General features: G+C 70.8%; 13 protein-coding genes and 1 pseudogene. 5 read left to right on the top strand and 9 right to left on the bottom strand.

Annotation, left to right across the window (positions count from 1 at the left end; translation table 11 throughout):
* Nucleotides 1–8: 8 nt before the first annotated feature.
* Together ABZ873_RS01795 and clpB are read right to left on the bottom strand one after the other, a co-directional pair.
* Complete coding sequence (locus ABZ873_RS01795) at nucleotides 9–548, bottom strand: YbjN domain-containing protein (protein WP_360863843.1); 540 nt, start codon at nucleotides 546–548, stop codon at nucleotides 9–11.
* Nucleotides 549–711: 163 nt separating this feature from the next.
* Nucleotides 712–3,312 (bottom strand): ATP-dependent chaperone ClpB, encoded by a 2,601-nt coding sequence (gene clpB, locus ABZ873_RS01790; protein WP_360863842.1) that lies wholly within the window; start codon nucleotides 3,310–3,312, stop codon nucleotides 712–714.
* 178 nt (nucleotides 3,313–3,490) lie between these two features.
* Here clpB and ABZ873_RS01785 point away from each other — a divergent pair, with 178 nt between their 5' ends.
* Nucleotides 3,491–3,904 (top strand): TIGR03618 family F420-dependent PPOX class oxidoreductase, encoded by a 414-nt coding sequence (locus tag ABZ873_RS01785; protein ID WP_360863840.1) that lies wholly within the window; start codon nucleotides 3,491–3,493, stop codon nucleotides 3,902–3,904.
* Between the two features lie 147 nt (nucleotides 3,905–4,051).
* On the opposite strand, the pseudogene ABZ873_RS01780 reads toward ABZ873_RS01785, so the two are convergent.
* A pseudogene (locus ABZ873_RS01780) lies at nucleotides 4,052–4,354 on the bottom strand ((2Fe-2S)-binding protein); the annotation flags it as partial.
* Complete coding sequence (locus ABZ873_RS01775) at nucleotides 4,351–4,626, bottom strand: hypothetical protein (protein ID WP_360863838.1); 276 nt, start codon at nucleotides 4,624–4,626, stop codon at nucleotides 4,351–4,353. The gene ABZ873_RS01775 and the pseudogene ABZ873_RS01780, both read right to left, overlap by 4 nt.
* 84 nt (nucleotides 4,627–4,710) lie before the next feature.
* Between ABZ873_RS01775 and ABZ873_RS01770 the strand changes: the two genes are divergently transcribed.
* Nucleotides 4,711–5,784 (top strand): helix-turn-helix transcriptional regulator, encoded by a 1,074-nt coding sequence (locus ABZ873_RS01770; protein ID WP_360863836.1) that lies wholly within the window; start codon nucleotides 4,711–4,713, stop codon nucleotides 5,782–5,784.
* A gap of 96 nt (nucleotides 5,785–5,880) precedes the next feature.
* Here the strand turns inward: ABZ873_RS01770 and ABZ873_RS01765 are convergent, their stop codons facing one another.
* The 4 genes from ABZ873_RS01765 to dnaK are packed head-to-tail and all read right to left on the bottom strand — an operon-like array spanning nucleotide 5,881 to nucleotide 10,074.
* Nucleotides 5,881–6,351 (bottom strand): helix-turn-helix domain-containing protein, encoded by a 471-nt coding sequence (locus tag ABZ873_RS01765; RefSeq protein ID WP_360863834.1) that lies wholly within the window; start codon nucleotides 6,349–6,351, stop codon nucleotides 5,881–5,883.
* Between the two features lies 1 nt (nucleotide 6,352).
* A complete protein-coding gene (gene dnaJ, locus ABZ873_RS01760; RefSeq protein ID WP_360863833.1) occupies nucleotides 6,353–7,531 on the bottom strand; it encodes a molecular chaperone DnaJ in 1,179 nt (392 codons plus the stop codon).
* Between the two features lie 42 nt (nucleotides 7,532–7,573).
* The gene (gene grpE / locus ABZ873_RS01755; protein ID WP_360863832.1) at nucleotides 7,574–8,227 is read right to left on the bottom strand and encodes a nucleotide exchange factor GrpE; all 654 of its coding nucleotides are present in this window, start codon (nucleotides 8,225–8,227) and stop codon (nucleotides 7,574–7,576) included.
* Complete coding sequence (dnaK, locus tag ABZ873_RS01750) at nucleotides 8,227–10,074, bottom strand: molecular chaperone DnaK (RefSeq protein ID WP_360863830.1); 1,848 nt, start codon at nucleotides 10,072–10,074, stop codon at nucleotides 8,227–8,229. The genes grpE and dnaK overlap by 1 nt, the downstream gene beginning before the upstream one ends.
* A gap of 205 nt (nucleotides 10,075–10,279) precedes the next feature.
* Here dnaK and ABZ873_RS01745 point away from each other — a divergent pair, with 205 nt between their 5' ends.
* Together ABZ873_RS01745 and ABZ873_RS01740 are read left to right on the top strand one after the other, a co-directional pair.
* Nucleotides 10,280–10,819 carry a sugar transferase gene (locus ABZ873_RS01745; RefSeq protein ID WP_360863829.1) on the top strand — a complete coding sequence of 180 codons (540 nt, stop codon included), beginning with the start codon at nucleotides 10,280–10,282 and terminating at the stop codon, nucleotides 10,817–10,819.
* 110 nt (nucleotides 10,820–10,929) lie between these two features.
* A complete protein-coding gene (locus ABZ873_RS01740; protein WP_360863827.1) occupies nucleotides 10,930–14,076 on the top strand; it encodes a heterodisulfide reductase-related iron-sulfur binding cluster in 3,147 nt (1,048 codons plus the stop codon).
* A gap of 79 nt (nucleotides 14,077–14,155) precedes the next feature.
* On the opposite strand, the gene ABZ873_RS01735 is transcribed toward ABZ873_RS01740, so the two are convergent.
* Nucleotides 14,156–14,821 (bottom strand): hypothetical protein, encoded by a 666-nt coding sequence (locus ABZ873_RS01735; RefSeq protein ID WP_360863825.1) that lies wholly within the window; start codon nucleotides 14,819–14,821, stop codon nucleotides 14,156–14,158.
* Between the two features lie 289 nt (nucleotides 14,822–15,110).
* Between ABZ873_RS01735 and ABZ873_RS01730 the strand changes: the two genes are divergently transcribed.
* Nucleotides 15,111–16,067 (top strand): Yip1 family protein, encoded by a 957-nt coding sequence (locus tag ABZ873_RS01730; protein WP_360863823.1) that lies wholly within the window; start codon nucleotides 15,111–15,113, stop codon nucleotides 16,065–16,067.
* The last annotated feature ends 58 nt before the right edge of the window (nucleotides 16,068–16,125 follow it).

The raw sequence follows: 16,125 nt of genomic DNA, 5'->3' as shown, positions 1-16,125 counted from the left end.
GGGCGGGATCAGCTCTCGCCGCCGTCCTTGTCCTCGCCGTCGCCGGAGTCGATGTCCTGCTCCAGGCCGAGCTGCTCCGTGAGCCACTTGTCGAACTCGATGGAGGCGCGGACCCAGCTGACCGTGGAGGACACGAAGTGCTCCAGGTTCACGCCGGTGCCGATCAGCATCTGCGCCTCACCGATCAGACGGACCGAGCCGTCGTCGTGGGTGTGGCTGTAGACCTTCGGCCAGAGGGTGCGGCGGTTCCAGTCGTCGATCGATTCGAGGAGCTGGGGCTTCTCCTCGATCTTGTGCGGACGGTCGTAGAAGGTCCGCACCGAGAAGACCTGCTGCTCCGCCTCGCCGCGGAACATGAAGTACGTCCGGAACTCCTCCCACGGCGCCGCGAGGTCACCCTCGTCGTCGACGACGTACTTGAGCTCCATCTGCTCCAGCAGCTGCTTGACCAGATCCTGGTCGGGGACGACGGGGCCCGCCGGTCCTGTGGCCTGCGGATCGGGCTGCTGCCCTCCGAAGTTCGGAATCGAGGCCGGGTCGATGCTCACCGTGTACTTCCCTTCGTGCGGATACCTTCATCCTCCACCATCCCGCCCACCCCCTGTCCAGCCCGACGGCCCCGGATCCGCTCCGGGCGGACAGGCGTACGCCCCGCGCACCGTGCGGTACGCGGGGCGCGCGGGGCGGATCCGGCCGGCGGGGCCGATCGGGTCAGAGGGCCTTGCCGACCAGCAGGTCCTCGCCCGCGGTGTCGACGCGGACGGTGTCCCCGTCGCGGATCTCGCCCGAGAGGATCTCCTTCGCCAGGCGGTCACCGACGGCCGTCTGGATCAGGCGGCGCAGCGGCCGGGCGCCGTAGGCCGGGTCGTTGCCCTTCTCCGCGAGCCAGGCCAGGGCCGCGGGGGTGACGTCCAGGGCCAGGCGCCGGTCGGCCAGCCGCCGGGCGAGGCGGCCGATCTGGAGCTCCGCGATGTGCGCCAGCTCGTCCTGGCTGAGCGCGGAGAAGACCACCAGGTCGTCCAGGCGGTTGAGGAACTCCGGCTTGAAGCTGGCCCGGACCACGTCCAGGACCTGCTGCTTCTTCTGCGCGGCCGGGGTGGAGCGGTCCATCAGGAACTGGCTGCCCAGGTTGGAGGTCAGGATCAGGATGGTGTTGCGGAAGTCGACGGTGCGGCCCTGCCCGTCGGTGAGCCGGCCGTCGTCGAGGACCTGGAGCAGGATGTCGAAGACCTCCGGGTGGGCCTTCTCCACCTCGTCCAGGAGCACCACGCTGTACGGGCGGCGGCGGACGGCCTCGGTGAGCTGGCCGCCCTCCTCGTAGCCCACGTAGCCGGGCGGGGCGCCGACGAGGCGGGCCACGCTGTGCTTCTCGCCGTACTCCGACATGTCGATACGGATCATGGCCCGCTCGTCGTCGAAGAGGAAGTCCGCGAGGGCCTTGGCCAGCTCCGTCTTGCCGACGCCGGTCGGGCCGAGGAAGAGGAAGGAACCGGTGGGCCGGTCGGGGTCCGCGATCCCGGCGCGGGTGCGGCGTACGGCGTCGGACACGGCCCGGACCGCCTCGCCCTGGCCGATCAGACGCCGGCCCAGCTCGTCCTCCATCCGCAGCAGCTTCTGCGTCTCGCCCTCCAGCAGGCGGCCGGCCGGGATACCGGTCCAGGCGCCCACCACGTCCGCGATGTCGTCCGGGCCGACCTCGTCCTTGACCATGGTGTCCTTCGCGGAGCCTGCCTTGGACGCCTCGGCCTCCTCCTCGGTGGCCTCCGCGAGCTCGCGCTCCAGGGCGGGGATCTCCCCGTAGAGCAGCTTGGAGGCGGAGTCGAAGTCGCCGTCGCGCTGGGCGCGCTCGGCCTGCCCGCGCAGGTCGTCCAGGCGCTCCTTGAGCTCACCGACCCGGTTGAGGGACTGCTTCTCCTTCTCCCAGCGGGCGGTCAGCCCGCGCAGGTCCTCCTCGCGGTCCGCGAGGTCCTTGCGCAGCTTCTCCAGGCGCTCCCGGGAAGCCGGGTCGGACTCGTTCTTCAGGGCCAGCTCCTCCATGCGCAGCCGGTCCACGGAGCGCTGGAGCTCGTCGATCTCCACCGGCGAGGAGTCGATCTCCATCCGCAGCCGGGAAGCGGCCTCGTCCACCAGGTCGATGGCCTTGTCCGGCAGGAAGCGGGAGGTGATGTAGCGGTCGGAGAGCGTCGCCGCCGCCACCAGCGCACTGTCGTTGATGACGACCTTGTGGTGCGCCTCGTAGCGGCCCTTGAGACCGCGCAGGATGGCGATGGTGTCCTCCACCGACGGCTCCGCGACCAGCACCTGCTGGAAGCGCCGCTCCAGCGCCGGGTCCTTCTCGATCCGCTCCCGGTACTCGTCCAGGGTGGTGGCGCCGACCATACGCAGCTCACCGCGGGCCAGCATCGGCTTGAGCATGTTGCCCGCGTCCATCGCGGAGTCCCCGCCGGCGCCCGCGCCGACGACGGTGTGCAGCTCGTCGATGAAGGTGATGATCTGGCCCTCGCTGGACTTGATCTCCGCGAGGACGGTCTTGAGGCGCTCCTCGAACTCGCCGCGGTACTTGGCGCCCGCGACCATCGCACCCAGGTCCAGGGAGACCAGCCGCTTGTTCTTCAGCGACTCGGGGACATCGCCCTTGACGATGCGCTGGGCCAGCCCCTCCACGACGGCGGTCTTGCCGACGCCGGGCTCACCGATCAGCACCGGGTTGTTCTTGGTGCGGCGCGAGAGCACCTGCACCACACGGCGGATCTCGTGGTCGCGGCCGATGACCGGGTCGAGCTTGCCGTCGCGCGCGGCGGCCGTGAAATCGGTGCCGAACTTCTCCAGGGCCTTGTACTGGCCCTCCGGGTCGGGGGTGGTCACCCGCCGTGCTCCTCGTGCGTTCTGGAAGGCGTCGAGCAGCTTCTTCGCCGTCGCGCCCTGGGCGGAAAGGACCTCACCGGCGGCGCCGCCCTTGGCGGCGATCGCGATGAGGAGGTGTTCGGTGGACAGGTACTCGTCGCCGAGCTTGCCCGCCTCGGCGTCGGCCTCCGCGAGGACGGCGAGCAGGTCGCGGGTGGGCTGCGGGGGCGCGACCGTGGAGCCGGTGACGCTGGGCAGCGCCGCGAGGATCCGCTCGGCGCCGACGCGCACGGCGGCCTGGTCGGCCTCCGTGGCGATCAGCAGGTCCACGACGTTCTCGTTGTCCTCGCCGGCGAGCAGCGCCAGCAGCAGGTGCGCGGGGGTCAGGTCCGCGTGGCCGTCCTTGACGGCCCTGCCGGTCGCCGCGTTCAGCGCGTCCCGGCTCTTGTTGGTCAGCTCGGCGTCCACTGCCTTTGCTCCTCTCCCGGAGGGTTACACCACCAGTCTGACAGAGTCAGCGTATGCAAAGTTGAGTCTATTCCACTCAATACAGCTGAGGGTACCTTTTCGAGGCCGTGCGGGCGGGGCCCGGCGGGGCCGGGCGGGCCCGGCGGGGCGCCCGCCCCGGCCGCCGTACGCTTCGCCCATGTCCCATGACGTACTCAACCCGACGCCCGAGTACCTCGCCTTCTGGCGGGAGCGGCACGTCTGCACGCTGACCACCCCCCGCCCCGACGGCACGCCGCACGTGGTGCCGGTGGGCGTGACCTACGACCCGGAGGCCGGCCTGGCCCGGGTGATCAGCAACCGGCACAGCAAGAAGGTCCGCAACGTCCTGGCGGCGCAGTCCGGGCCGGAGGGCGGGGCGCGGGTGGCGGTGTGCCAGATGGAGGGGCGCCGCTGGGCCACGCTGGAGGGGCGCGCGGTGGTCCGTACGGACGAGGCGTCGGTCGCCGACGCGGTGGCGCGCTACGCGGAGCGCTACGGGCGCACGCCCTCGCCCAATCCGGACCGGGTGGTCGTGGAGATCACGCTGGACCGGGCCATGGGGCGCGCGTAAGCCGTTGATCCTTCATCTTGTCCGGTTCCGGCACTGGACGCGGACATCACAACGGCGCCATCGTGGTCAGGTCCACGATGGCGCCGTTGTGTGGGGGTAGCACCTGAGCGATCTGCGACGAAGGGGGAATCGCTTCAGGCACTGCGGGGGGGTGGCGGTGGTGATGTCGGGTTCGAAGAGCTGGTGGTCGCGCTGATCGAGATTGACGAAGACCATCCCGTAGCGCACCTCGCAGCGGACGGGCTGCGGCGCGCCGCGCGGGCGGCGCAGGCACCGGTAGGCACGTACGTCCTCGTCCTCCTCGCGCACGATGACGATGGGCTGGCCGAACAGGGTGACCATCAGCGAGTCGCCGGGGTGGGGGACCGCGGTCGCGAGGTCGATGAACTGCCAGCCCGAGCGGTAGGCGGAGGCCATCTCGCGGCGGAAGCCGCGGTCGTCGGGGGTCATGCCGACACCGTCACAGGAGCGCTGGTCCAGCCGGTGTCGCCCTTACCGCCGAGCTCACCGCTGGTCCAGCCGGTGTCCGCGTACTTGCCCGCGGGCGCCGTGGTCCAGCCGGTGTCGAACTCCGTGCTCGTCAGGCTCGTGCCCTGACCGTCCCTAGCGCTCCCCGCGTCACTTTCGACGGCGCTGACTGCCCCAAAAACCGCAACGGCGGAGAAACCTATGGCAAGCACCGAGCGAAGCATTCTCTTGTACATGGTCGGCTTCGTCCTCACTTGATGGAATCCTCTCCCCCGCGTGTCAGACGATGGCTCATTCAGGCACGTCAATGCCATGGGGACGATGCATCATGTTCTTGCATGTTCAGGACCCTGGGGGGTGGAGATTTGACGCATAACCGGACAATGGCGACACATCCCCACCCCGTCACGTCCATGTGCCCCGAGGGGACGCGGCTCTACGCGGCGGCGCTGAGCACCGGCCGGATCGCCCGGGGAGAGATCAAGAACGCCCCCTGCCTGCTGGAACTCGCTCTTCTGCAGCCCGATCCGGACGACGCGAACCAGTTGCGACCGGTTCCCCCGTCGGTTGCCCTGGCCCAGCGGCTCCATCCGATTGAACGCGAGATCCAGGATCGCCGGCGCAGCGCTGTAGATCTCACCGACACTTTCGAGCCTTTCCTCGCCATCAGCGCACAGAGCCCGGCCGACACCCATGCCATCACGGTGCTGGAGGGTTTCGAAAGGATCAACGCCGCCCTGAACCTGGCGACGGCCGAATGTCATACGGAGGTGCTGACGGTCCAGCCGGGCGGAGCGCGCCCCTCCGAGGCCCTCACCCAGGCCCTGGAGCGCGACCAGCCGCTGATCGACCGCGGGGTCAGCATACGGACCCTCTACCAGCACACCGCACGGCACAGCCAGGGCACCCTCGCCTACGTGGACCGGATCTCCAACGGCAAGGTGGAGATCCGCACCCTCGAAGAGCTGATAGAGCGGCTGATCATCTTCGACCGCACGGTGGCCTTCATCCCCGTCAGCGACGACCGCCGGGTCGCCCTGGAACTGCGCCACCCGGGCCTCGTGGACTACCTCATCAAGGTGTTCGAGCAGCTGTGGCACCGGGCCGTGCCCCTCCAGGAGGAGGTGACCTACCGCAGCACCCCCGGCGGGATCACCGGCGTGCAGCGCAGCATCGCGCAGCTCCTCATCGAGGGCCATGTCGACGAGGCCATCGCCCGCCGCCTCGGCATGAACGTGCGCACCTGCCGCGCCCACATCGCCAAGCTCGCGACCACCCTCGGCAGCGGCAGCCGGGCCCAGCTCGGCTACCTCATCGCCCAGTCGGGCATCCTGGGCCGCCCGGCGCCCCCACGCCTGTGCGCCCCGCCCCACGGGGACTCCGAGGCGGAAACGGAGCCGGAGGGCCTGTAGCACGCCGTGAGGCCCCGCCCCGGGGAAGGGGCGGGGCCTCACGGCGTTCCTGTACGGCGGGCCGTACGGCGCGCTCGTACGGCCGGCGGCCGGCGGTCAGTCCCGCGGGCGCTTCGGCGTCGGGCGCCAGACGACCAGGGCGCTGCCCGGCTGCGGGGGCTGGTAGGGGACCAGGTCGCGGCGGTACGAGGCGTGCACCTGGGCCTCGCGGGCCCGCAGGGTGGCGGCCGCGCCGTCCACCGCCGCAGAGAGCTCGGCGACGCGCTGCTGGAGCGCGGCCACCTGGTTCTCCAGTTCGATGATCCGCTTGATGCCCGCCAGGTTGATGCCCTCGTCCTGCGACAGCGCCTGCACCGTGCGGAGCAGTTCGATGTCGCGGGCCGAATACCGCCGGCCGCGCCCGGCCGTACGGTCCGGGGAGACCAGGCCGAGGCGGTCGTACTGGCGGAGGGTCTGCGGATGCAGACCCGAGAGCTGGGCGGCCACCGAGATCACGTAGACCGGGGTCTCGTCGGTCAGCTGGTAAGCACCTGCGCCGGAACGGGACTGTCGTCGGCGGCCGTCCATGTCATGCTCCCTTCGCGGACTCGAACAGCGCGGTGCGCGGGTCCTGCGACTCCGTCGCCTCGCGGTACATCTCCAGCGCCTCGCGGGCCTGCTCCGACAGCTCGGTCGGAACCGCCACCTCCACGGTGACGAGGAGGTCGCCGCGGGTGCCGTCCTTGCGGACCGCCCCCTTGCCGCGAGCCCGCATCGTACGCCCGTTCGGGGTACCCGGGGGAAGCTTCAGCGTCACCGCGGGGCCGTTCAGGGTCGGAACCCTGATGTCGGCACCGAGCGCCGCCTCCGCGAACGTCACCGGGACGGTCACCGTGAGGTTGTCGTCGCGGCGGCCGAACACCGGGTGGGTGCCGACGTGCACGACCACGTAGAGGTCGCCCGCGGGACCGCCGCGCTCGCCCGGCGCGCCCTTGCCGCGCAGCCGGATCCGCTGGCCGTCGGAGACGCCCGCCGGGATCCGGACCTGCATGGTGCGGGAGCTGCGGGCCCGGCCGCTGCCCTTGCAGATGTCGCAGGGGGTCTCCGCGATCAGCCCGCGGCCCTTGCAGTCCGCGCAGGGGTCGGTCAGCGAGAAGCCGCCGCCGCTGCCCCGCGAGACCTGCCCGGTGCCGACGCAGGTCGGGCACACCCGGGGGGTGCCGTTCTTGTCGCCGGTGCCCGAACACGCCTTGCAGGGGGCCTGCGAGGACATCCGCAGCGGGACCGTGGCGCCGTCCACCGCCTCCGTGAAGGAGAGGGTGACCTCCGACTCCACGTCCTGGCCGCGGCGCGGCTGGGCGCGGGGACCCGTGCCGGGGCCGGCGCCGCGGTTGAACAGGCCGCCGAAGACATCGCCCAGGCCGCCGCCGAAGCCGCCGGCCTGGCCGCCCTGCTGGGTGCCGCCGAAGAGGTCGCCCAGGTCGAAGTTGAACGAGCCGCCGCCGCCCGGGCCGGGGCGGAAGCCCCCGTTCCCGAACAGCGCGCGCGCCTCGTCGTACTCCTTGCGCCGCTTGGCGTCGCCGAGGACGTCGTTCGCCTCGGAGATCTCCTTGAAGCGCTCCTCGGCCGAGGCGTCGCCCTTGTTGGCGTCCGGGTGGAACTCGCGCGCGAGCTTCCGGTACGCCTTCTTGATCTCGGCCTCGGTGGCGTCCTTCGGGACACCGAGGACCTTGTAGTAGTCCTTCTCGACGAAGTCCTTCGTGCTCATCCCCGGTGTCCCTCCTCCCGTGCTGCTCCTACGTGTGGTGCATCAGCCCTTGTCGGGGGCATCCGCGTCCTTGTCCGACGGCGTCTCGCCCTCCGCGGACTCGGACTTGGGGGCCGCGCCCGGCTGGGGCTCGGCCACCGCGACCCGCGCGGGACGGATCGTACGCTCGCCGATCCGGTACCCGGGCTGCAGGATCGCCACGCAGGTCGTCTCGGTGACGTCCGGCGCGTACGAGTGCATCAGGGCCTCGTGGACCGTCGGGTCGAAGGGCTCGCCCTCCTTGCCGAACTGCTGCAGGCCCATCTTGGCGGCGACGGTCTCCAGCGATTCGGCCACCGACTTGAAGCCGCCGACCAGCTCGCCGTGCTCCCGCGCCCGGCCGATGTCGTCCAGCGTGGGCAGCAGTTCCGTCAGGAGGGAGGCGACCGCGATCTCCTTGACGGTGATCCGGTCCCGCTCCACCCGGCGGCGGTAGTTCTGGTACTCCGCCTGGAGCCGCTGGAGGTCCGCGGTGCGCTCGTTGAGCGCGGTGCGGGCCTGGTCCAGCTGCGCCAGGAGGGCTACGTCCTGTCCCTCCCCGGCCGGGGCCGCCTCACCCTCCGCGGAGGGGTCGGCGGCCTTCGGCTCGGCGTCGTCCGAAGCGGCCTCGTCGGGGACTTCGGGCTTCTCGTCGAAGCCCGGGGTCTCCTCCGCCATCAGGCAGCGCCACCCTTCGGCTTCTCGTCGTCGACGATCTCGGCGTCGACGACGTCGTCGTCGGCCTTGGCCTGGCCCGCGTCACCCGCGGCGCCGGCGGCACCCTGGGCGCCCTGGGCGTCGGCGTAGATCGCCTGGCCGAGCTTCTGGCTGACCGCGGCGAGCTTCTCCGTCGCGGTGCGGATCTCGGCCGTGTCCTCGCCCTTGAGCTTGTCCTTGAGCTCGGTGACGGCGGCCTCGACCTCGGTCTTCACCTCGGCCGGAACCTTGTCCTCGTTGTCCTTGACGAACTTCTCCGTCTGGTAGACGAGCTGCTCGCCCTGGTTGCGGGACTCGGCGGCCTCCTTGCGGCGCAGGTCCTCGTCCGCGTACTGCTCCGCCTCCTGGCGCATGCGGTCGACCTCGTCCTTGCCGAGCGAGGAGCCGCCGGTGACGGTCATCTTCTGCTCCTTGCCCGTGCCGAGGTCCTTCGCGGTCACGTGCATGATGCCGTTGGCGTCGATGTCGAAGGAGACCTCGATCTGCGGGACGCCGCGCGGGGCCGGGGGCAGGCCGGTCAGCTCGAACATGCCGAGCTTCTTGTTGTACGCCGCGATCTCGCGCTCACCCTGGTAGACCTGGATCTGCACGGACGGCTGGTTGTCCTCGGCCGTCGTGAAGATCTCCGACCGCTTGGTCGGGATCGTGGTGTTGCGCTCGATGAGCTTGGTCATGATGCCGCCCTTGGTCTCGATACCGAGGGACAGCGGGGTCACGTCGAGGAGCAGGACGTCCTTGACCTCACCCTTGAGGACACCGGCCTGGAGGGTGGCGCCGATGGCGACGACCTCGTCCGGGTTGACGCCCTTGTTGGCGTCCTGGCCGCCGGTGAGCTCCTTGACGAGCTCGGCCACGGCCGGCATACGGGTGGAGCCGCCGACCAGGACCACGTGGTCGATCTCGGACAGCGCGATGCCGGCGTCCTTGATGACGTTGTGGAACGGGGTCTTGCAGCGCTCCAGGAGGTCCGCGGTCAGCTGCTGGAACTGGGCGCGCGTGAGCTTCTCGTCCAGGTGCAGCGGGCCCTCGGCGGAGGCCGTGATGTAGGGCAGGTTGATCGTGGTCTCCGTGGAGGAGGACAGCTCGATCTTCGCCTTCTCGGCGGCCTCGCGCAGGCGCTGGAGCGCCATCTTGTCCTTGGAGAGGTCCACGCCGTGGCCGTTGGCGAACTGCTTCACCAGGTAGTCGACGACGCGCTGGTCCCAGTCGTCACCACCGAGGTGGTTGTCACCGTTGGTGGCCTTGACCTCGACGACGCCGTCGCCGATCTCCAGCAGCGACACGTCGAAGGTGCCGCCACCGAGGTCGAAGACGAGAATGGTCTGGTCGTCCTTGTCGAGACCGTAGGCCAGGGCGGCGGCGGTGGGCTCGTTGACGATGCGCAGGACGTTCAGGCCCGCGATCTCACCGGCCTCCTTCGTCGCCTGGCGCTCGGAGTCGTTGAAGTAGGCCGGGACGGTGATGACCGCGTCCGTGACCTTCTCGCCCAGGTACGCCTCGGCGTCGCGCTTCAGCTTCTGCAGGATGAAGGCGCTCATCTGCTGCGGGTTGAAGTCCTTGCCGTCCAGGTTGATCTTCCAGTCAGTGCCCATGTGGCGCTTGACGGAGCGGATCGTCCGGTCGACGTTGGTGACCGCCTGGCGCTTGGCGACCTCGCCGACGAGGACCTCGCCGTTCTTGGCGAAGGCGACGACGGACGGCGTGGTCCTGGCGCCCTCGGCGTTGGTGATGACGGTGGGCTCGCCGCCTTCCAGAACGCTGACGACGGAGTTAGTGGTGCCCAGGTCGATGCCGACCGCACGTGCCATTTCGATTCCTCCAGCTGACTTGAGTGGAACAGACTCAACCATGCCTCATCGCCGCGTGTGCGTCAACAGAGCTGAGTCGGGTCGGCTCAACCTTTAGCCGCCCCTTACGCGCAATGCCAGCCGGGCGGGGCCGAACGGGTCACGGCGGCCGCGCGCCACCGCAAGCCACCGCAAGACCTCCACGGCCGTGCGGCAGCGTGCTGGCATGCCGCTCACACGCACCGCACCCCCCGCGCCGCGGGACCGGGTACCCGCCGCCCCGCCGGCCAAGCGGGTGCTCGACCTCCTCGGGGCGGCGCTCCTGCTCGCCGTGTTCGCCCTGCCCCTGGCCGCGGCGGCCGGGCTGCTGTACGTGACCCCGCGCGCGCGGGTCCTCGTACGGGAGCCGGCGCTCGGGCTGGGCGGGCGGCCGTTCCGGACCTGGCGGTTCGACACGGCCGGGGCGGGACGGGCCGGGGCGGCGGTGGAGCGCTGCGCCCTGGACGGACTGCCGCAGCTGGTCAACGTACTGCGGGGCGAGATGTCGCTGGTGGGGCCGCGGCCCGGGCCGGATGCGGACCGCCCGGAGCGGCTTCTCGTACGTCCGGGTATGACCGGGTTGTGGCAGGTGAGCGCGCGCTCCGACCTCCCCTGGGAGGAGATGGCGCTGCTGGACCGGCATTATGTGGAGAACCACTGGCTGGGGATGGACCTGGCGATCCTTGCCCGGACCCCGCGCGCGGCCTGCCGACAAAGGCTCGCCTGAGCGACACAGATCACCGCACGCTCCGCTACATTGCGGCGTCGGGAATGGGTAACCTCAAGCCTTGACTTCATAAGTTACCGCTTAGTAAGTGCCGCCCGAGGAGCCCTCCCATGCAACTCGCCGCGATCATCGTGTCGCTGGTCCTGACCGTGGTCGGCGTCGCGCTGCTCGCACGAGCCGTGGCGCAGATCTACCGCTTCGTGAGGATCGGCCAGCCCGTGCCGGCCGGCAGCCGCACGGACGACCCCAAGGCCCGGACGATGACCCTCGTCCGTGAATTCCTCGGCCACAGCCGGATGAACCGCTGGGGCATCGTCGGCTTCGCGCACTGGTTCGTCGCGATCGGCTTCCTGACGCTGCCTCCGACGCTGGCGCAGGCGTACGGCCAGCTCTTCCAGGCCGACTGGACGCTGCCGGTGCTGGGCGGCTTCCTGCCGTTCGAGCTCTACATCGAGTTCATCGGCCTGATGACGGTCCTCGGCATCCTGGTGCTCATCGGGATCCGGCTGCTGAGCCTGCCCTCGCGGGCCGGCCGCAAGTCCCGCTTCACCGGCTCGAAGGCGTGGCAGGCGTACTTCGTCGAGTACATCATCCTCACCATCGGCCTCGCGATCCTGTGCCTGCGCGGGCTTGAGGGCGCGATCCACCACGTGGACAGCTGGGAGCCGGCGTACTTCGTCTCGTACCCGCTGGTCCTGGCCTTCAAGGGGCTCTCGGCGAGCGCCCTGCAGAACGCCATCTACTTCACGGCGATGATCAAGATCGGCACCTCGCTGATCTGGATGATCGTGGTCTCGCTGAACACCAACATGGGTGTCGCCTGGCACCGCTTCCTCGGCTTCCCGAACATCTGGTTCAAGCGCAACGCCGACGGCGCGACCGCGCTCGGCGCGCTCCAGCCGATGACCAGCGGCGGCAAGGAGATCGACTTCGAGGACCCGGGCGAGGACGACAACTTCGGCGTCTCCCAGGTCGAGCAGTTCTCCTGGAAGGGCATCCTCGACTTCTCCACCTGCACCGAGTGCGGCCGCTGCCAGTCGCAGTGCCCCGCCTGGAACACCGGCAAGCCGCTCTCGCCGAAGCTCCTGATCATGTCGCTGCGCGACCACGCGCACGCCAAGGCCCCGTACCTGCTGGCCGGCGGCGGCAAGACCATGGAGGGCGAGGAGCGGGCCTCCGAGGAGCAGCTCAAGGACGTCCCGGCGGCGGCGCTGGCGGAGGCCGAGCGTCCGCTGATCGGCACCGCCGAGGAGAACGGCGTCATCGACCCGGACGTGCTGTGGTCCTGCACCACCTGCGGTGCGTGCGTGGAGCAGTGCCCGGTCGACATCGAGCACATCGACCACATCGTCGACATGCGGCGCTACCAGGTGATGATCGAGTCCGCGTTCCCGTCGGAGGCGGGCACGATGCTCAAGAACCTGGAGAAGAAGGGCAACCCCTGGGGTCTGGCCAAGAAGCAGCGCGTCGAGTGGACGAAGGAGGTGGACTTCGAGGTCCCGATCATCGGCAAGGACGCGGAGGACCTCTCCGAGTTCGACTACCTCTACTGGGTCGGCTGCGCCGGCGCGCTGGAGGACCGGGCCAAGAAGACCACGAAGGCGTTCGCGGAGCTGCTGAACATCGCGGGGGTCAAGTTCGCGATCATGGGCGGCGACGAGAAGTGCACCGGTGACTCGCCGCGCCGCCTGGGCAACGAGCCGCTGTTCCAGCAGCTGGGCCAGGAGAACGTGGCCATGCTGAACATGGCCTTCGGCGAGGACGACGAGGACCCCGCGACCCGCAAGCCGAAGTCGGCGAAGCGGATCGTCTCGACCTGCCCGCACTGCTTCAACACCATCGCGAACGAGTACCCGCAGCTGGGCGGCGAGTACGAGGTCATCCACCACACGCAGCTGCTCCAGCACCTGATCGACGAGGGCCGGCTGACGCCGGTGACGCCGGTCGACGGGCTGATCACCTACCACGACCCGTGCTACCTGGGCCGCCACAACAAGGTCTACACGCCGCCGCGCGAGATCATGTCGGCGGTGCCGGGGCTGCGCCAGCAGGAGATGCACCGCCACAAGGAGCGGGGCTTCTGCTGCGGCGCGGGCGGCGCGCGGATGTGGATGGAGGAGCGGATCGGCAAGCGCATCAACAACGAGCGCGTGGACGAGGCGCTGTCCCTCAACCCGGACATCGTGTCGACGGCGTGCCCGTTCTGCCTGGTGATGCTGACCGACTCGGTGAACGGCAAGAAGAACGACGGCAAGGCGAAGGAATCCGTCCAGGTGGTGGACGTGGCCCAGCTCCTCCTGGAGTCGGTGAAGACCCCGGGCCCGACGGAGTCGGAATTGGCGGCCGAGGCGGCGGAGGCCGAGGCCGAGGCGGCTGCCGCCGCGGAGGCGGAGGCCGCTGCTGCGGCGGAGGCGAAGGCCAAGGCGGAGGCTGCTGCTGCGGCGAAGGCCGAGGCGGAAGCGAAGGCCAAGGCCGACGCGGAGGCCAAGCCTGCGGCGGAGGCCGAATCAAAGGCCAAGGCCGACGCAGAGGCCAAGCCTGCGGCGGAGGCGGAAGCGAAGCCCGACGCGGAGGCGACTCCCGAGCCGAAGGCTGAAACCAAGGCCGAGGCGGGCACGGAGCCGAAGGCTCAGACCAAGCCCGTGGCTGCCGCTGAGCCGGTGACTGCTGCCGAGCCGAAGGCGGGCACCAAGCCCGTGGCCGACGCCGCGCCCGAGGCTGCCGCCGAGGCGAAGGCGGGCGCCAAGGCCGAACCGGTTACGGACGTCGAGCCCGAGGCTGTTGCCAAGCCGGAGGCTGAAACCAAGGCTGAGGCAGAGCCGAAGGCTGACGCCAAGCCGGAGGCGGACGCCGCGTCCGCGGAGGCCCCGGCTGCCGCCCCTGCGGCCGAGCCGAAGCCGAAGGCGGAAGCGGCCGACGCGAAGCCTGCGCCCGCGGCCGGTACCAAGGTCGAGGCAGACGCCGAGTCGAAGGCGGACGCCGCGTACGCGGAGGCCCCGGCCGCCGCCCCTGCGGCCGAGGCGAAGCCGAAGACGGAAGCGGCCGGCGAAGCCGACACCAAGCCGGAGACGGCTGCCCAGGCCGAGGCCAAGCCTGCGGCGGCTGAGCCCGAGGCCGACGCCGAGCCGGAGGCGGGCAGCGCGTCCGCCGAGGCCAAGCCGGAAGCGGACGCCCAGGCCGAGGCTGAGCCGAAGGCTGAGGCCGAGGCCAAGCCTGCGGGCGACGCCGATGGTGCGAAGGCCGAGAGTGCCAAGTAGGGCCTAGCCGGCAGGCCAGGCGGGCGGCGGAGCGGCCGGTTCCCACTCGGGGGCCGGCCGCTCCGGCGTTCCGCGGTGCTCAGCCGCGCTGCCCCGCGGCCCGGTACGTCTCGATCAGCCTGCCGTCGGTCCCGTACACCCAGCCGCTCCCGCCCCCCTTGGCGTCGATCGCGACGAACTTCACGCGCTGCCCGTCCTGGACCAGCCGGTACATCCACCCGTCGCTCCACGCACTCGGCCGCTTCGCGTCCACCACGGCCAGCACGCGCCCGTCCGGCGCCGCGATCTCGGCCCGCTCACCGCCCAGCCCCTCCACCAGCTTCGCGACACGCCCGTCCGGCAGGGCGACCCGCACCCCGCCCGCCGCCGGCCCAGGCTTCGGCTTCGGCGCGCCCTCCATCCACGACGTCACCGTCCCGTTCGGGTGGAGCACCACGTGCAGCCCGTTGCCCTGGCCGTACGCCACTCCCCCGGCCCCGCCCACCAGCCTGGCCGGCGCCCCGGAGCCCGTCCGTATGTCCGCCTCGAAGCGGTGGGCACCCGTCCGGTAGACCTCCGCGACGGAACCGTCCGCCAGCCGCACGGTCGTGACGTGCGCCCGCTCCACCCGCTCCGCCCGCGCCGACGGCTCGGCCCCGGCCGACGGGGCGGCGAACGCGGACCCGGCCGGCAGGGCCAGGACGGCGGCCGCGCCCGCGAGGACGGCGGCGGTGCGGAGGGTGGTGGTACGGCGAGTGCTGCGCATGATGTGACTCTTCCTCGTGTTCGGCCGTTCGGTCGTTCGGTCAGCCGGTCGGTCGGTCGGTCCGTCGCTCACGAAGCTACGGGCCCCACATCTCCGCATCCCATAGGGAATGTAACGAACCGCAACAATTAACAACACAGCCCCGTAAAACGGACACCGAACCGGCCCACCCCCGGGGTGGGGACAGCCCCACCGGGATCCCCTAGGGGATGTCACAGCTCAGCCGCAAAGGCCCCTTCTTCCGGCCGCCCGTTCACCGGAGCGCGCCGGACCAGGTACGTTCGATCACGTGGCTGGATTCAGGATCGGACGCGGCCGGGACAACAACCGCTCTCCGCAACAACCCCCGCAACAGCAGCAGTCGTACGGTCAGCAGCAACCGCCGCCGTACGGCCAGCAGCCCTACCCGCCCGCCGGCGGACCGCCACCGCAGCAGCAGTGGCCGCAGCAGGGCGGCCCCGGGGGCCACGGCGAGCCGGAGTACTTCGACCCGTACGGGCAGCAGCACCCGCAGGGCCACCACCCCCAGCAGCAGCCCCCGTACGGCCACGGCGGCGGCCAGGGTGGGCACGGCGGTGGTCACGGCGGCGGTCACGGGAACTACTCGAACGACAACCCGGGCCACACCCAGGTCTTCGCCGTCGGCGAGGACCCGTACGGCCAGGGCGCGACCTACCAGGCCGGCGCCGCCGCGGCCCCGGTCGGCCCGCGACTCCCCTGGAAGGAACTGCTCCGCGGCATCGTGACCCGCCCGGGCCAGACCTTCCTCCAGATGCGCGACTACCCCGTCTGGGGCCCCGCGCTGATCGTGACCTTCCTCTACGGCCTGCTCGCGGTCTTCGGCCTCGACGACGCCCGCCAGGACGTGATCAACGCGACCGTGCCGAAGGCGATCCCGATCGTCCTCTCGGCGGGCGTGGCCTTCGTCATCTGTGGCCTGCTGCTGGGCGCGGTCACGCACACCCTGGCCCGCCAGATGGGCGGCGACGGCACCTGGCAGCCGACGATCGGCCTGTCGATGCTGGTCATGTCCATCACGGACGCCCCGCGCCTGGTCTTCGCCGTGTTCCTCGGCGGCGACAACATGTTCGTCCAGATCCTCGGCTGGGCGACCTGGGTGGCCGCCGGCGCCCTCTTCACCTCGCTGATCAGCAAGTCGCACGACCTGCCCTGGCCGAAGGCCCTGGGCGCGTCCGCGATCCAGCTGATCGCCCTGCTGTCGATCATCAAGCTGGGCACCATCTGAGGACACTGCGCGCGGGCGCACACACGAAGGGCCCCCGGCCGCGGCCGGGGGCCCTTCG

This window comes from Streptomyces sp. NPDC047014 (genome assembly GCF_040644195.1).
Classification (GTDB): domain Bacteria; phylum Actinomycetota; class Actinomycetes; order Streptomycetales; family Streptomycetaceae; genus Streptomyces.
The sequence above is the reverse complement of the archived record's forward strand: the minus strand, read 5'-3'. Positions and strand labels throughout refer to the sequence as shown.

Bases quoted from the DNA above. Each gene is read 5' to 3' on its own strand.
- ABZ873_RS01785 (WP_360863840.1), top strand. From the start codon at position 3,491: ATGTCCCATGACGTACTCAACCCGACGCCCGAGTACCTCGCCTTCTGG.
- ABZ873_RS01770 (WP_360863836.1), top strand. From the start codon at position 4,711: ATGTTCAGGACCCTGGGGGGTGGAGATTTGACGCATAACCGGACAATG.
- ABZ873_RS01765 (WP_360863834.1), bottom strand. From the start codon at position 6,351: ATGGACGGCCGCCGACGACAGTCCCGTTCCGGCGCAGGTGCTTACCAG.
- dnaJ (WP_360863833.1), bottom strand. From the start codon at position 7,531: ATGAGCACGAAGGACTTCGTCGAGAAGGACTACTACAAGGTCCTCGGT.
- grpE (WP_360863832.1), bottom strand. From the start codon at position 8,227: ATGGCGGAGGAGACCCCGGGCTTCGACGAGAAGCCCGAAGTCCCCGAC.
- dnaK (WP_360863830.1), bottom strand. From the start codon at position 10,074: ATGGCACGTGCGGTCGGCATCGACCTGGGCACCACTAACTCCGTCGTC.
- ABZ873_RS01745 (WP_360863829.1), top strand. From the start codon at position 10,280: ATGCCGCTCACACGCACCGCACCCCCCGCGCCGCGGGACCGGGTACCC.
- ABZ873_RS01740 (WP_360863827.1), top strand. From the start codon at position 10,930: ATGCAACTCGCCGCGATCATCGTGTCGCTGGTCCTGACCGTGGTCGGC.
- ABZ873_RS01735 (WP_360863825.1), bottom strand. From the start codon at position 14,821: ATGCGCAGCACTCGCCGTACCACCACCCTCCGCACCGCCGCCGTCCTC.